This is a genomic window from Cobetia sp. 4B (assembly GCF_018831605.1).
GTDB classification, from domain to species: Bacteria; Pseudomonadota; Gammaproteobacteria; order Pseudomonadales; family Halomonadaceae; genus Cobetia; species Cobetia amphilecti.
This window is the reverse complement of record NZ_CP059843.1, coordinates 3,769,641-3,782,708: the sequence shown is the minus strand read 5'-3', so window position 1 is coordinate 3,782,708 and position 13,068 is coordinate 3,769,641. Positions and strand designations below refer to the sequence as shown.

Annotated in this window: 12 protein-coding genes and 1 pseudogene; 11 read left to right on the top strand and 2 right to left on the bottom strand. The window is 65.2% G+C overall.

Annotated elements, in window-relative coordinates:
• The first annotated feature begins 135 nt into the window (after positions 1–135).
• The 8 genes and pseudogenes from H2O77_RS15475 to H2O77_RS15440 all read left to right on the top strand — a co-directional run bounded on the left by H2O77_RS15475 (position 136) and on the right by H2O77_RS15440 (position 9,341).
• Positions 136–2,730: an LPS-assembly protein LptD gene (locus tag H2O77_RS15475; protein ID WP_240548636.1), complete on the top strand. Its 2,595-nt coding sequence runs from the start codon at positions 136–138 to the stop codon at positions 2,728–2,730.
• Positions 2,731–2,812: 82 nt separating this feature from the next.
• On the top strand, positions 2,813–4,096 hold the full coding sequence (locus H2O77_RS15470; RefSeq protein ID WP_043334629.1) for a peptidylprolyl isomerase: 1,284 nt from the start codon (positions 2,813–2,815) through the stop codon (positions 4,094–4,096).
• A 27-nt stretch (positions 4,097–4,123) separates the two neighbouring features.
• Positions 4,124–5,140 (top strand): 4-hydroxythreonine-4-phosphate dehydrogenase PdxA, encoded by a 1,017-nt coding sequence (gene pdxA / locus H2O77_RS15465; RefSeq protein WP_215823490.1) that lies wholly within the window; start codon positions 4,124–4,126, stop codon positions 5,138–5,140.
• Between the two features lie 194 nt (positions 5,141–5,334).
• A pseudogene (gene rsmA / locus H2O77_RS15460) lies at positions 5,335–6,123 on the top strand (16S rRNA (adenine(1518)-N(6)/adenine(1519)-N(6))-dimethyltransferase RsmA); the annotation flags it as partial.
• A gap of 185 nt (positions 6,124–6,308) precedes the next feature.
• Positions 6,309–6,689, top strand: coding sequence for a Co2+/Mg2+ efflux protein ApaG (gene apaG, locus H2O77_RS15455; protein WP_043334633.1), 381 nt, complete (start codon positions 6,309–6,311; stop codon positions 6,687–6,689).
• A gap of 71 nt (positions 6,690–6,760) precedes the next feature.
• Positions 6,761–7,600 (top strand): symmetrical bis(5'-nucleosyl)-tetraphosphatase, encoded by an 840-nt coding sequence (locus H2O77_RS15450; protein WP_153636564.1) that lies wholly within the window; start codon positions 6,761–6,763, stop codon positions 7,598–7,600.
• Positions 7,601–7,678: 78 nt separating this feature from the next.
• Positions 7,679–8,005 carry a thiosulfate sulfurtransferase GlpE gene (glpE, locus tag H2O77_RS15445; protein ID WP_054557228.1) on the top strand — a complete coding sequence of 109 codons (327 nt, stop codon included), beginning with the start codon at positions 7,679–7,681 and terminating at the stop codon, positions 8,003–8,005.
• Positions 8,006–8,096: 91 nt separating this feature from the next.
• A complete protein-coding gene (locus H2O77_RS15440; RefSeq protein WP_215823488.1) occupies positions 8,097–9,341 on the top strand; it encodes a polynucleotide adenylyltransferase in 1,245 nt (414 codons plus the stop codon).
• Positions 9,342–9,494: 153 nt separating this feature from the next.
• Here the strand turns inward: H2O77_RS15440 and H2O77_RS15435 are convergent, their stop codons facing one another.
• Entirely contained in the window at positions 9,495–10,115 is a 621-nt protein-coding gene (locus H2O77_RS15435) for a glycerol-3-phosphate acyltransferase (RefSeq protein WP_215823487.1), read from the bottom strand.
• Between the two features lie 161 nt (positions 10,116–10,276).
• On the opposite strand from H2O77_RS15435, the gene folB reads away from it, so the two are divergent.
• Together folB and folK are read left to right on the top strand one after the other, a co-directional pair.
• Entirely contained in the window at positions 10,277–10,654 is a 378-nt protein-coding gene (gene folB, locus H2O77_RS15430) for a dihydroneopterin aldolase (protein ID WP_215823486.1), read from the top strand.
• Positions 10,651–11,190: a 2-amino-4-hydroxy-6-hydroxymethyldihydropteridine diphosphokinase gene (gene folK / locus H2O77_RS15425; RefSeq protein WP_043334642.1), complete on the top strand. Its 540-nt coding sequence runs from the start codon at positions 10,651–10,653 to the stop codon at positions 11,188–11,190. Before folB ends, folK begins: the two co-directional genes overlap by 4 nt.
• A gap of 162 nt (positions 11,191–11,352) precedes the next feature.
• On the opposite strand, the gene tsaD is transcribed toward folK, so the two are convergent.
• Entirely contained in the window at positions 11,353–12,393 is a 1,041-nt protein-coding gene (gene tsaD / locus H2O77_RS15420; RefSeq protein ID WP_054557225.1) for a tRNA (adenosine(37)-N6)-threonylcarbamoyltransferase complex transferase subunit TsaD, read from the bottom strand.
• Positions 12,394–12,818: 425 nt separating this feature from the next.
• Between tsaD and rpsU the strand changes: the two genes are divergently transcribed.
• On the top strand, positions 12,819–13,034 hold the full coding sequence (rpsU, locus tag H2O77_RS15415; protein ID WP_024951433.1) for a 30S ribosomal protein S21: 216 nt from the start codon (positions 12,819–12,821) through the stop codon (positions 13,032–13,034).
• The last annotated feature ends 34 nt before the right edge of the window (positions 13,035–13,068 follow it).

Here is a 13,068-nt window from a genome sequence, read left to right as displayed (position 1 = left end):
TGTCAGTTGACGCCTGTGCCGCGGCCCCGCATGCTGTCGTGTGGTGACGAGAAGGCAGGCGGAACCGGCAAGCAGGAAGGCCGGTTGCTGGGCCTGTATAATACCGATTCCCCCAGCCAAGGACACAGAGCAGCCATGGCCCAGCGCAGCCATTCATCCCATCCGGGCAAGCCGACGACCGCTCCCGGGCGACGTCAGCGTCGCTTCGCGACTCCCTCTCTGTCTGCTCATTCCCGGCAGGCACCGATAGCCCGATTGGGCGATGACCGCCCGGTCTGGCAGCTCAAGCCACTGGTTTTCCGTCTGTTGTGGACCCTGGCGCCTCTGGCCGCCGGCGCCCCTCTGATGGCACAGGCCGCTCCGCCCGAGCCCCTGTCAGCCAGTCAGCTCGACTGGCAGCCCTATGATGAGGTGCCGCAGGGCAAGCTGTGCTCCGGGCGCTATGTCACGCCGGCCTACCGTATCGAGGCGGGCGACACGCCGGAGCAGGTCACGACCTCGGCCGACAAGGCCAACTACGGCAACGATGGCGTCGCCACCCTGATGGGGGAGGTGGTGCTGCGCCGCGGCGATTCCCAGCTGGAATCGCCCGAGGTCAGCGTCAACGAGGCACGTGACACCGCCACCGCCAAGGGGCCTGTCACCTATCGCCAGCCCGGGGTCCTGCTGCGTGGCGACGACGCGCGGGTCTCGCTCAACAGCGATGCGGCCAGCGTCGACAACGGCCACTACGTCTTTCACGAGCAGCACGTGCGTGGCGACGCGGTGCAGCTGGCGCGTCTCGAGGATGGTCGCTACCGCCTGAAGGATGCCAGCTTCACCTCCTGTGAGCCGGGCAACAGCCTGTGGCGTCTGGTCGGCAGCGACATCACCATCGATCAGGACTCCGGCTGGGGAACGGCCAAGCATGCGCGCATGGAAATGGGCGGCGTGCCGGTCTTCTACTGGCCCTACGTGCGCTTCCCGGTCGATGACCGTCGCCACACGGGCCTGCTGTGGCCGCAGTTCAGCTACACCAGCTCCAGCGGCTTCGATTACGCCCAGCCGATCTACCTGAACCTGGCCCCCAATTACGACGCTACCCTCACGCCGCGTTACATCTCCGAGCGTGGCGAGATGCTGGAAGGCGAATTCCGCTATCTATTGCCGCGTGGCGATGAAGGCAGCATCGAGGGCGCCTGGCTCGCCGATGACGATGGCGGCAGCGACCCCGACGATGACGAGGAAGACCTGATCGGCGAGGACCGCTGGTACATCAACTACCAGCATGCTGGCCGCTATGATGCCCGTACCGACTACCAGTTGAAGTACGGCGCCGCCTCCGATGGCAATTATTTCGACGACTTCGGGCGCAACTTCGGGGAAACGGAAACCGATAGCCTCGAGCGTCTGGCACAGCTCGATTACCACGGCGATGTCTGGGACCTGCAGTTCAAGGCGCAGGGCTACCAGCGCATGGACTACCCGCTGGATAACGATGACAAGCCGTTCTACCGTCTGCCGAGCCTGACCGCGGATGGCCGCTGGAGTCAGTCCAACGGCTTCTACGAAGAGTGGAATTCCAACGCGACCTACTTCTGGCGTGATGTCGATGAGACGGATACCGACATCGACGAAGACCAGGCCGCCAATGGTTCGCGCCTGCGTCTGGCGCCGGCGCTGGGCTGGCGCAGCGATCAGAGCTGGAGCTTCATCGAGCCGCGCGCGCAGCTGGTCAGCCTGTCGTACAGCCTGGATTACGGTGACCGCGAGACGGACCGCAGCACCAGTCCGTCCGCCACCATCCCGGTACTGTCGCTGGACAGCGGCCTGATCTTCGATCGCGAGACCGAATGGTTCGGTGACGGCTATACCCAGACGCTGGAACCGCGCCTCTATTACGCCTACGTGCCGGAGGTCGACCAGTCCGATCTGCCCGACTTCGACACCTCGGAAGATGCCTTCAGCTGGAATCAGCTGTGGTCTCCGTACCGCTTCAGCGGGGGTGACCGCGTCGGCGATACCAACAAGGTCTCCTACGGCGTGTCGTCACGCTTCATCAGCGATGAAAGCGGCCGTGAACGTCTCAAGCTGGGCGTCGGCCAGTCGAGCTACCTGTCGGGCCGCAACATCGACATGGACGGTGATCCGGACAAGACCTCACGCTCCGACTTCGACAGCTACTCCGATTACTATCGTGCGACGCGTGACCGCTCGCCGGTGGTCTTCCAGGCCGATGTGGTGCTCAACGACCAGTGGACCGCCTCCCAGGCCGTGTTCCAGGATTTCGATCGTGGCGTGACCGAAAGTGCCCAGACCTCGCTGCGTTATCGTGCGGAACAAGGCACGGTACTGAACTTTGGCTTCAATCGTGAGATCGAAGGCTTCGTGCCTTACGACGATGAGGACGCGGATGACGTGCTGGGCTATACCCGCAACGAGTGGGATTTCTCCTTCGCGACGCCGATGAGCGAGAGCTGGTCGCTGCTGGGCCGCTACATGTATGACAGCACCAATTCCCGTTCACTGGAGAAGGTGTTGGGCGTGCAGTACAACGATTGCTGCTACGGCGTGCAGGTCACCTGGCGTGAATGGCAGGATGACAACGACACCGCCAACACCATCTCGGATGACGAAGAGAAGAATGGCATCTTCCTGACCTTTGAATTCAAGGGCTTGGGAGGCGTCGGCCAGAGTGCTGACAGCTACCTGGAACAGGCCGTGCCGGGCTATCGCAACGCGGGCTTCTGAGTCGCCGCGCCAGGCCGTGAATGACGCCAAGGCGCCGCCGCAGGGCGGCGCCATCAACATTTTTACGCCGAGAGAACATGTGATGCGCAAGACCCTGATTGCCCCGCTGGGGCTGGCATTTGTGCTGGCGAGTCTGCCGGCCGGTGCCGCCGAGTTGCTCGACCGCGTGGTTGCCGTGGTCAACAAGGACGCCATCATGCAAAGCGACATGGAGCAGCGCGTCACCCAGGCGAGTCAGCAGTTGCAGAGCCGTGGCATCAACCTGCCGCCGCGCGACGTGCTGGAGCGTCAGGTTCTTGATCGTATGGTCAACGAGCAGATTCAGCTGCAGCTGGCGGAACAGGCCAACCTCAGCATCGACGATACTCAGCTCAACGCCACCCTGCGCGGCATCGCCAAGGACAACGGCATGAGCCTGGAAGCCTTCGCGGACAAGCTCGAGCAGGACGGCATGTCACTGGCCCAGGTGCGCGATCAGGTGCGTCGTGAGCTGCTGGTGCAGCAGATCCAGCAGCGCAGCGTCGCCAGCCGGGTGCGGATCTCCGATCGTGAGATAGACCGTTATCTCAATCAGCAGAATGTCGGCAGCGACGTCCAGTACCATCTGGCGCACCTGCTGGTGGCACTGCCCCAGGAGCCGACGCCGGACCAGGTCAAGGCCGCGCGCGCCAAGGCCGACAGCCTGCGTCAGCAGATCGAGCAGGGCACCGATTTCGCTCAGCTGGCTGCCGCCGAATCCGCCGGCAGTCAGGCACTGAGCGGCGGCGATCTCGGCTGGCGCTCCGGCGGTGAGCTGCCGACGGTGTTCGCCGATGTCATCCCGAACATGCAGGCCGGTCAGGTCTCCGAGCCGCTGCGCAGTGCCAGTGGCTATCACCTCGTCAAGCTGATCGAGAAGCGTGGCGCGGGCAAGGCGTTGATTTCCCAGACGCGCGCACGCCACATCCTGATTCAGCCCAACCCGAACCTCAGCGATCAACAGGCGCTTGAGCGTGCCGAGTCCATTCGCCGCCGTCTGCTGGGGGGCGAGGACTTCGCCGCGCTGGCTCAGGAGTTCAGCGACGACAAGGGCAGCTCCCTCAAGGGTGGCGAGCTGGGTTGGGTCAGCCCGGGCCAGACGGTCTCCTCCTTCGAGACGGCCATGAATGGCCTGGACGTGGGCGAGATCAGCCAGCCGGTCAAGAGCCGCTTCGGCTACCACATCATCGAAGTCGAGGAGCGTCGCCAGCAGGATGTGACCAACTCCAGCCAGCGTGACAAGGTGCGCAAGACCCTGTTCCAGCGCAAGCTCAATGATGAGCTCGAAGCCTGGCAGCAGCAGGTGCGTGCCGAGGCCTACGTCGACAACCGTCTCGATGAGCAGTAAGTCCGTGTGGAGCAGCGAGACACCGTCATGAATCGTCGCGAAGAGACTGCGCCCGCCATCATCGCCCTGACCGCCGGTGAGCCGGCGGGCATCGGCCCGGAACTGCTGGTCATGCTCGCCGGTCAGGCGGAAGCGTTCCCCGCGCAGCTGGTCGCGGTGGCAGACCCCGCCTTGCTGGTCAGTCGTGCCCGCCTGCTGGGACTGCCGCTGGTGGTGCATGAGCTGGCGCCGGGTGACCCGCTGCCGCCGACCCGCAATGGTGAGCTGGCCGTGTGGCCGGTGCCGCTGGCAGTGCCCAGCGAGCCGGGCGTGATTGATGCGCGCAATGGCGATCATGTGCTGGCGATGCTGGATGTCGCCATCGCCGCCTGCCAGGCCGGTCATGCCAGTGCGATGGTGACGGCGCCGTTGTCCAAGGCCGCCGTGATCGAGGCCGGGCATGCGGGCTTCACCGGCCACACCGAATACCTGCGCGATGTCTGCGGGGTCGAGGAAGTGGTCATGATGCTGGCGTGCCCCGGGCTGCGGGTGGCGCTGGCCACCACGCACCTGCCGCTGCGCGAGGTGGCCGATGCCATCACGCCCGAGGGCCTGACGCGGGTGATGAAGATCCTCGCCAAGGACCTGACGCGCTACTTCGGCTGTGCCGCACCGCGCATCGCGGTATGCGGGCTCAACCCGCATGCCGGCGAGGGCGGGCACCTGGGGCATGAGGAGATCGAGGTGATCTCCCCGACGCTCGACGCCCTGCGCGCGACCGGCATGCAGCTGGATGGCCCGCTGCCGGCTGATACCCTGTTCACGCCGCGGCATCTGGAGGGCGTGGATGCGGTACTGGCGATGTACCACGACCAGGGCCTGCCGGTGCTCAAGTATGCCGGCTTCGGTGAAGCCGCCAACATCACGCTGGGCCTGCCGATCGTGCGTACCTCCGTGGATCACGGCACGGCGCTGGACCTTGCCGGCAGCGGACGTGCCGATGTCGGCAGCCTGTTGCAGGCCGTGCGTGTCGCCATCGAGATGGCAGCCGCCGCGCGAGCCTGAGATAATCCCCGCATCACTCGGGCGTGACCGCATGGCGGCACGTCAGGCGTGCGCCACAGCGTGGCGTCTCGCTACCCCAGTCATTCGACCATCGAGGATGGTCTCGCCGCCCCGGTCTGCCTGTGTCCCTGCAGGCCATGGCGGCGTCTTGTTGTCGGGAATCCCGACGGATTCCCAGGAGGAAGGTCAGTCCCATGTCCCAACATTTCCCCGCGCATCGCGCTCGCAAGCGTTTCGGTCAGAACTTTCTGCAGGACCTTGGCGTCATCTCTCGCATCGTGAATGCCATTCGTCCCGCGGAAGGCGAGCGCCTGGTCGAGATCGGCCCGGGGCAGGGTGCCTTGACCGGCCCGCTGCTGGAAGCGGCAGGCAAGCTGGAAGTCATCGAGCTGGACCGTGACCTCATCCCGGGTCTGCGCGTGCAGTTCTTCAACTACCCGGACTTCGTCATCCACGAAGGCGATGCCCTGCGCTTCGATTTCCCGGAGCTGGTCGGTGATGGCCCGGCACTGCGCGTGGTCGGCAACCTGCCGTACAACATCTCCACCCCGCTGATCTTCCACCTGCTGGAAGCACGCGGCGCGATCTCCGACATGCACTTCATGCTGCAGAAGGAAGTCGTCGAGCGTCTGGCCGCGGAGCCGGGTGGCACCGACTGGGGCCGCCTGTCGGTGATGACCCAGTATTACTGCGCAGTGGAAAATCTGTTCCTGGTGCCGCCGAGCGCCTTCTTCCCGGCGCCGAAGGTGGATTCCGCCATCGTGCGTCTGGTGCCGCACCGTGAACTGCCGCATCCGGCCAAGGACGAGAAGCTGCTCGCCGTCATCGTGCGCGAAGCCTTCTCCCAGCGCCGCAAGACGCTGCGCAACAACTTCAAGGGCCGCATCGATGCCGACCAGCTGACCGCGCTGGGCATCGATCCCTCGCGTCGTCCGCAGACGCTGACCGTCGCTGAACTGGTGATGATCAGCAACCACCTCAGTGAGCAGGGCATGACGGTGGACAAGGCCGACAAGGCTCCGAAGAAGCGTCCGCGCAGCAATGTCGGTCACGGTGCGCCGGCAGCCGACAGTGCCAGTGATAGTCATCGCGATAGCGACAGTGGCGAACGTCTCGATGCCGAGAGCGATGCCAAGGGCGACGCCCGCAACGCCAGCGACCACGACGCATGAGTAGCGTGGCGGACATCCGTATCGACGCCGTACCCGAGTACTGCGCCGACGAGAGTCGTCCGAGCGAGAACCGACACGTGTTCCGCTACACCATCACCGTGCACAACGGGACGGATGAGACCGTGCAGCTGCTGGCGCGCTACTGGAAGATCACCCAGGGCAGCGGCGATGAGCAGGAAGTGCGTGGCAAGGGCGTGGTCGGCAAGCAGCCGCTGATCGCGCCCGGCGAGAGCTTTCGCTATACCTCGCGCGCCGTGCTCGACATGCCGGTCGGCGTGATGCAGGGGGCCTATACCTTCTGTGACGCGACCCATGCGCGCACCTTCGAGGTCGCCATCGCACCGTTCCGTCTCGCCGGTCCGCATCAGGTTCACTAGGGTGGCCGCGTGACGCAGCGTTTCGTATTCAAGACAGCAAGTCAGGCCGCCACGGCGGTCAGGGAGTGGGCATGACGCAGTGGGCGATTGGCGATTTGCAGGGCTGCCATCAAGAGTTCGAACTTCTGTTGCAGCGCCTCGATTTCACGCCGGGGCGCGATGTGCTGTGGCTGGCGGGAGACCTGGTCAATCGCGGGCCGGGCTCGCTGGAGTGCCTGCGTCTGGTCAAGTCGCTGGGCGATGATGCGCGGGTGGTGCTGGGCAACCATGACCTCCACCTGCTGGCGGTGGCCGAAGGTTTCAGCCGCCACAAGCGCTCCGATACGCTGACGCCGATTCTCGAGGCGCCGGACCGTGAGGAGCTGCTGGACTGGCTGCGTCGTCAGCCGCTGATGGTGGATGCGCTGGTCGGCAATCGCCGCACGGTGATGAGCCATGCCGGCGTGTTGCCGAGCTGGACGCTGGACCAGGCGGCCGGATATGCCCGTGAAGCGCACGCCGTGCTGGCGGGCGACGACTATCGAGGCTTTCTCGGCGAGATGTACGGCAATACGCCGGACCGCTGGCAGGAGGATCTCGAAGGCACGCCGCGCCTGCGCTGCATCGTCAATGTCTTCACGCGCATGCGCTTTCTGTACAGTGATGGCCGACTGGATTTCGCGGCCAAGGAAGGGCTGGATAGCGCGCCGGAGGGGAGCCGTCCCTGGTTCCAGTACCCGCGTCCCGAAGGGGCCTGGGATGACTCACCGCGCCTGCTGTTCGGTCACTGGGCTGCTCTGGAAGGCGAGACACCGGCGGCGCGTCAGGATGTCGAGGCGCTGGACACCGGCTGCGTGTGGGGCGGTGGCCTGACGGCGCTCAATCTCGAGACGGAAGAGCGCGTCTTCGAGCCGGCGCTGACCTCGCGCTGAGCGCCCTCCCGTCGTCAGTGACAGCAGGTCTGCCGTCGCTGGCGAATGCCTTTCCCTTACTCAACAAGCGGAGTCCGCATGAGTTTCGAACATCTTGATCTCGCAACCCTCAGTGACTGGCGCCAACGCGACCCGTCGCTCGTGGTACTCGATATCCGCGATCCGCTCAGCTTCACGCAAGGGCGTATCCCGGGTAGCCGTCATCTGGACAACGCCAGTGCCGGTGCCATCCTGGAAGACACCCCGCGCGACAAGCCGCTGGTGGTGGTCTGCTATCACGGCCATTCCAGTCAGCAGGCCGCCGCCTGGCTGGCGGGGCAGGGCTTCGAGAAGGTCTATTCCCTCGATGGTGGCTTTACCCAGTACCAACTGACGCATGGCGATGACGTCGAGAGCGGTAGCTGACGCCGCCTGCACGTGACTGCCATCACTGGCCTTACTTCCTCGCTTTCCTCATTCAGCTTTGTATCTCGTGCCGCAGGGCAAGGACATTCGCATGACTCAGACGACGCCTTCTTCACTGACCGATTCGCGTGACCGCCTGTTGAGCGGGCTTGAGGTCTATCGCGTGGGCGGCGCGGTGCGTGATGCGCGCCTGGATTGGCCGTGGCACGAGTGTGACTTCGTGGTGGTGGGCGCGACGGTGGAAGACATGCAGGCGCGTGGCTTCCGACCGGTCGGGCGGGACTTCCCGGTCTTCCTGCATCCGCAGACCCAGGAGGAGTACGCGCTGGCGCGTACCGAGCGCAAGTCCGGCCACGGGTATGTCGGCTTCAGCGTGCATGCCAGCCCCGATGTGACGCTGGAAGAGGACCTCATTCGTCGCGACCTGACCATCAATGCCATGGCCGAGCCGCTCGATAGCACGCCGGGGCAGGGCGAGGTGATCGACCCCTACGGTGGCCTGGCGGATCTCGAGGCGCGTGTGTTGCGTCATGTCTCGAGCGCTTTCAGCGAAGACCCGCTGCGCGTATTGCGCGTGGCACGCTTTCTGGCGCGCTATCAGGGGCTCGGCTTCACGGTCGCGGAGGAGACACGGCAGATGATGGTCGCCATGGTCGAGAGCGGCGAGGTCTCGCATCTGGTGGCCGAGCGGGTCTGGAAGGAGACCGAGAAGGCGCTGGGCGAGGCCAGTCCCGAAGCCTATTTCCAGCTGCTCGATGAGTTGGGAGCGCTGACGGTGCTGATGCCGCCACTGACCCGCGATGCCGAACAGCTCACAGCGGCACTGGCGCGGCTGGACCGCCTGCCGCGTCAGCTGGTCGATGAGGCGGAGATGGTCTGCTGGCGCATGGCGCGCCTGGTGGAGCACCTGTCACGCGACGAGATCGATGCCCTGGCGCAGGACTTGCGCCTGCCCAGCGCCGTGCGTGACACCGCCCAGCAGGCGCGTCTGTGCCGGGAATTGAACGAGGCCTCGCGGCGTGAAGGTGGCGTGAGCGCAGCCGATCTCAAGGCCTGGCTGGATGGTGTCGATGCCTGGCGGCGTAGCGAGCGCCAGTCGGTGCTGGTGGCCCTGCTGGCCGTCGAGGACAAGGGGTTGGCACGGTTGGGCAATGCCGTCTGGCAAGCCGCGACGGCGGTGTCGCCGCAGTCTCTGGTCGAACAGGGCCTGAAAGGGGCGGAGATCGGGCGTGCGCTCAGTGAGCAGCGTCAGCAGGCCATCGAGCAGGCGCTGAGCGAATGGCAGGCCATGCCGGAAGTGCACGCGCCTCATTGCGGCTGCGGACACAGTCACTGATCACCTGACCTGGGCAAATGACCCCGAAAGCCCCGGCCCTGCGCCGGGGCTTTTGCGTCTTGGCCGCAGGAAGGGTTTTGTGAGGGAGAGCGTGCTGTTTATGGGCAGAGCGTGTTTTTCATGAGCGGAGCGCAGCGTGTGAGCAGAGCATGCTTACAGACGTGGCTCGCTGCCATCGCTCAGGCGGCGCAGATTCAGTGCATGACGAATCACGATCAGACTGGCGAAGACCAGAATCACGCCGCTCATCTGCGGCGCCAGCCACAGGCTGAACAGGGGCGCCGCCAGTCCGGCCACCAGCGAGGCGATGGCCGCCGTACGCAATCGCCAGGCCAGCCCGACCCACAGCGCGGCGCAGCTCAAGGCGACGCCAGGCGCCAGCATCAGCAGCACGCCAAAGGCAGCGGCCACGGCCTTGCCACCGCGATGGCCACGGTGCCACAGCGGCAGGCTGTGGCCGATCAGCACGGCCAGCCCGATCAATCCCAGTGCCCAGGGCGGCAGCGAGAGCGCCAGCCCCAGCCAGAGTGCCGGCATGCCCTTGGCGGCATCGAAGACCAGCACCAGGGCGGCGGGCAGCGCGCCATGCAGCCGCAGCACATTGGAGAAGCCCGGATTGAAGGAGCCCGCCAGGCGTGGGTCGGGCAGCCCCAGTCGCTGACAGATCCACACCGCGCCCAGCACCGAACCGCTGGCATAGGCCACGGCCATCAGCAGGCTCAACTGTTGCCAGCTGGCCAGTTGCGCGGCCCACTCGATCAGGCCCGTCAGCATGATGTCGACTCGCTGCGTGTCCGAGGTGTCGCACACAGGCAGGGAGAGAGGGGCAGGCAGCTTGGCCAAGCAGGGGCCGGGTGCAGTAGAATCAGTCGCATGATGGCGGGGCCTTGGGCGTCGTTTTTATTCGTTCATTCGACAAGCATAGAGGTAACGCCGTGGATCGTGTGCTGATCGAGGCTCTGGCCGTGGAAACCGTGATTGGTGTCTATGACTGGGAGCGTACCATTCGCCAGCGTCTGGTGATGGATCTGGAAATGGCCACGGATATTCGTGCCGCAGCTGCCGACGATGACCTGACGCACACCCTGGACTACGCCGCCATCAGCGCGCGCATCCAGACCTTCGCCGAAGAAAGCCGCTTCGAGCTGGTGGAAACCTTCGCCGAGCGCCTGGCAGCGCTGCTGCGTGAAGAATTCGGCATTCCCTGGCTGACCATGACGGTGCGCAAGCCGGGCGCCGTGCCGGAAGCCGCCGCCGTTGGCGTGCGCATCGTGCGCGGCAGCCTCGAGACCACCTCGGATGCGCCGGCATGAGTCTGGTACTGATCTCCATCGGTAGCAATATCGAGCGCGAGCATCATGTACGGGTCTGCCTGGATGCGCTGGAGGCGACCTTCGGCAACCTGACGCTGTCCTCCGTCTACGAGAGCGAGCCGGTGGGCTTCGTCGACGGGCGCAACTTCCTCAATCTGGTCGCGGGTTTCGAGAGCGACTGGAGCGTCGGCGAGTTGCAGGCCTGGTGCAAGCAGCTCGAGCTGGCCAATGGTCGCCTCAAGAACAGCGCCAAATTCAGCCCGCGTACCCTGGATCTGGACCTGCTGACCGTCGGTACCCTGACCGGGGAGGTCGATGGCGTGATGCTGCCGCGCGATGAGGTCGATCGCAATGCCTTCGTGCTGCTGCCGCTGGCCGAGTCGTTCGGCGAAGAGCGCCACCCCGTCACCGGCGAGGATTACGCTTCGCTTTGGAAGGCGTTCGTGGCCGCCGGGCGCGCCGAACAGCAGCCGCTATGGCCGGTGGACTTCAGCTGGCGCTGCCGGATGATCTCGCGCGCCGATGCCACGGTCTGACACTGCTCTCTGATGTCTCGGTCTGACACCATCAGGCGCCACGTCGCCGGTGTCAGTGTCCGGCGGTGAGCATGACTGGCCCCTCAATGACAACGCCCTGCCGATTCTCATCGGCAGGGCGTTGTCGTCTGGCAGGGCGCTGGCGTCTGGCAGGACTGAGCCTCAGTCCTGCGCTGTGCTCGGGGCCGCCAGGCTGTCCAGCGGCCAGCGCGGCACGGCCTTCATCGGGCCGGTGTCCTGCTCACCGGCATTCAGGCGCTGCGCGCCCACGTAGGCGATCATCGCGCCGTTGTCGGTGCAGAAGCGGCCACGCGGGTAGTAGGCGCGAGCGTTGCGCTTGGTCAGCTCATGGCTCAGGCGCTCACGCAGGCGGGTGTTGGCGCTCACGCCACCGGCGACGACCAGACGCTTGAGGCCGGTCTGGTCCAGCGCGCGACGACACTTGATGACCAGGGTGTCGACCACGGCTTCCTCGAAGGCGCGTGCGATATCGGCGCAGTGCTGCTCATCCAGATCATCCGCGGCCTTGGCCTTCTTGAGCGTGACCATGGTGTGGGTCTTGAGGCCGGAGAAGCTGAAGTCTAGGCCCGGGCGGTCTGTCATCGGGCGCGGGAAGCGATAGCGTTTGGGGTCGCCCTGTTCGGCCAGCTTCGCGACCTGCGGGCCACCGGGGTAGGGCAGTTCCAGCATCTTGGCGGCCTTGTCGAAGGCTTCGCCGGCGGCGTCATCCACGGACTCGCCGAGCAGCTCGTATTCGCCCAGTCCGCGCACCGCGACCAGCTGGGTGTGCCCGCCGGAGACCAGCAGCGCCACGAAGGGGAATTCGGGCGCGTCGTCTTCCAGCATCGGCGCCAGCAGGTGGCCTTCCATGTGGTGGACGCCGAGCACCGGCACTCCCCATGCCTTGGCGAGCCCATGCGCGGTGGACGCGCCGACCATCAGCGCGCCGACCAGGCCCGGGCCTGCGGTATAGGTGATGGCATCGATGTCAGCGGCCTTCAGCTGCGCCTCATCCATCACCTGCTGGATCAGCGGCAGCAGCTTGCGAGTGTGATCACGCGACGCCAGTTCCGGCACCACGCCGCCGAACTCGGCGTGCATGGCGATCTGGCTGTAGAGGGCATCTGCAAGCAGGCCCTGGTCCGTGTCGTAGATGGCGACGCCGGTCTCGTCGCAGGAAGTCTCGATGCCGAGCACACGCATGGCTGACTCTCAGGAAATATCAGAAGTAGAGGGCGGCACGACCAGCGAGGCTGCCTGAGCGAGCCCGAGAGGCGTGTGTGCCGTGAATGCGCGACATTCTACTGGCTGTGAGCACGGGTGTCGCGCCAGCTGGCGTTGAGGCAGAGAGGATTTCCGGTTTCCGCGTTTGCAAAGCCGGGGGCGGGTGTCTAGAATATGGCACTCTGCAAGACTGGGTCGTGCATCCGACCACCCCGCAAAAGCTCCCCGAATCATGATTCCAGCCAGCGACGGCTACCCTCACCGGTGGTGTCGCAGGCGACTGATTGATGCTGGATCGACCTGCAGGTGGCGGTTTACCGTCGCTGGCTGGTGGCTCCTGAGGAGTGGCTGCACCGGATGTGCGTTCAAACCGAACTCATGATCTCAAGGTAGGTGAGTGTTTAATGCCTTCAGTTAAAGTACGTGACAACGAGCCGTTCGACGTCGCCCTGCGCCGTTTCAAGCGCTCCTGCGAAAAAGCCGGTGTTCTTTCCGAAGTGCGTCGTCGTGAGCACTACGAGAAGCCGACAGCTGTTCGCAAGCGTCAGCAGGCGGCCGCTGTAAAGCGCCACGCCAAGAAGGTTCAGCGTGAGCGCAAGCGTTTCGAGCGTCTCTACTGATCCGTACTTTTGGGGAGTGATATTCTGCTCTCTG

What these genes read in the sequence shown, in the direction of transcription:
- H2O77_RS15450 (WP_153636564.1), top strand. Translation starts at nt 6,761, where the DNA reads ATGACGCAGTGGGCGATTGGCGATTTGCAGGGCTGCCATCAAGAGTTC.
- H2O77_RS15470 (WP_043334629.1), top strand. Translation starts at nt 2,813, where the DNA reads ATGCGCAAGACCCTGATTGCCCCGCTGGGGCTGGCATTTGTGCTGGCG.
- rpsU (WP_024951433.1), top strand. Translation starts at nt 12,819, where the DNA reads ATGCCTTCAGTTAAAGTACGTGACAACGAGCCGTTCGACGTCGCCCTG.
- H2O77_RS15440 (WP_215823488.1), top strand. Translation starts at nt 8,097, where the DNA reads ATGACTCAGACGACGCCTTCTTCACTGACCGATTCGCGTGACCGCCTG.
- tsaD (WP_054557225.1), bottom strand. Translation starts at nt 12,393, where the DNA reads ATGCGTGTGCTCGGCATCGAGACTTCCTGCGACGAGACCGGCGTCGCC.
- pdxA (WP_215823490.1), top strand. Translation starts at nt 4,124, where the DNA reads ATGAATCGTCGCGAAGAGACTGCGCCCGCCATCATCGCCCTGACCGCC.
- folK (WP_043334642.1), top strand. Translation starts at nt 10,651, where the DNA reads ATGAGTCTGGTACTGATCTCCATCGGTAGCAATATCGAGCGCGAGCAT.
- H2O77_RS15435 (WP_215823487.1), bottom strand. Translation starts at nt 10,115, where the DNA reads ATGCTGACGGGCCTGATCGAGTGGGCCGCGCAACTGGCCAGCTGGCAA.
- glpE (WP_054557228.1), top strand. Translation starts at nt 7,679, where the DNA reads ATGAGTTTCGAACATCTTGATCTCGCAACCCTCAGTGACTGGCGCCAA.
- apaG (WP_043334633.1), top strand. Translation starts at nt 6,309, where the DNA reads ATGAGTAGCGTGGCGGACATCCGTATCGACGCCGTACCCGAGTACTGC.
- H2O77_RS15475 (WP_240548636.1), top strand. Translation starts at nt 136, where the DNA reads ATGGCCCAGCGCAGCCATTCATCCCATCCGGGCAAGCCGACGACCGCT.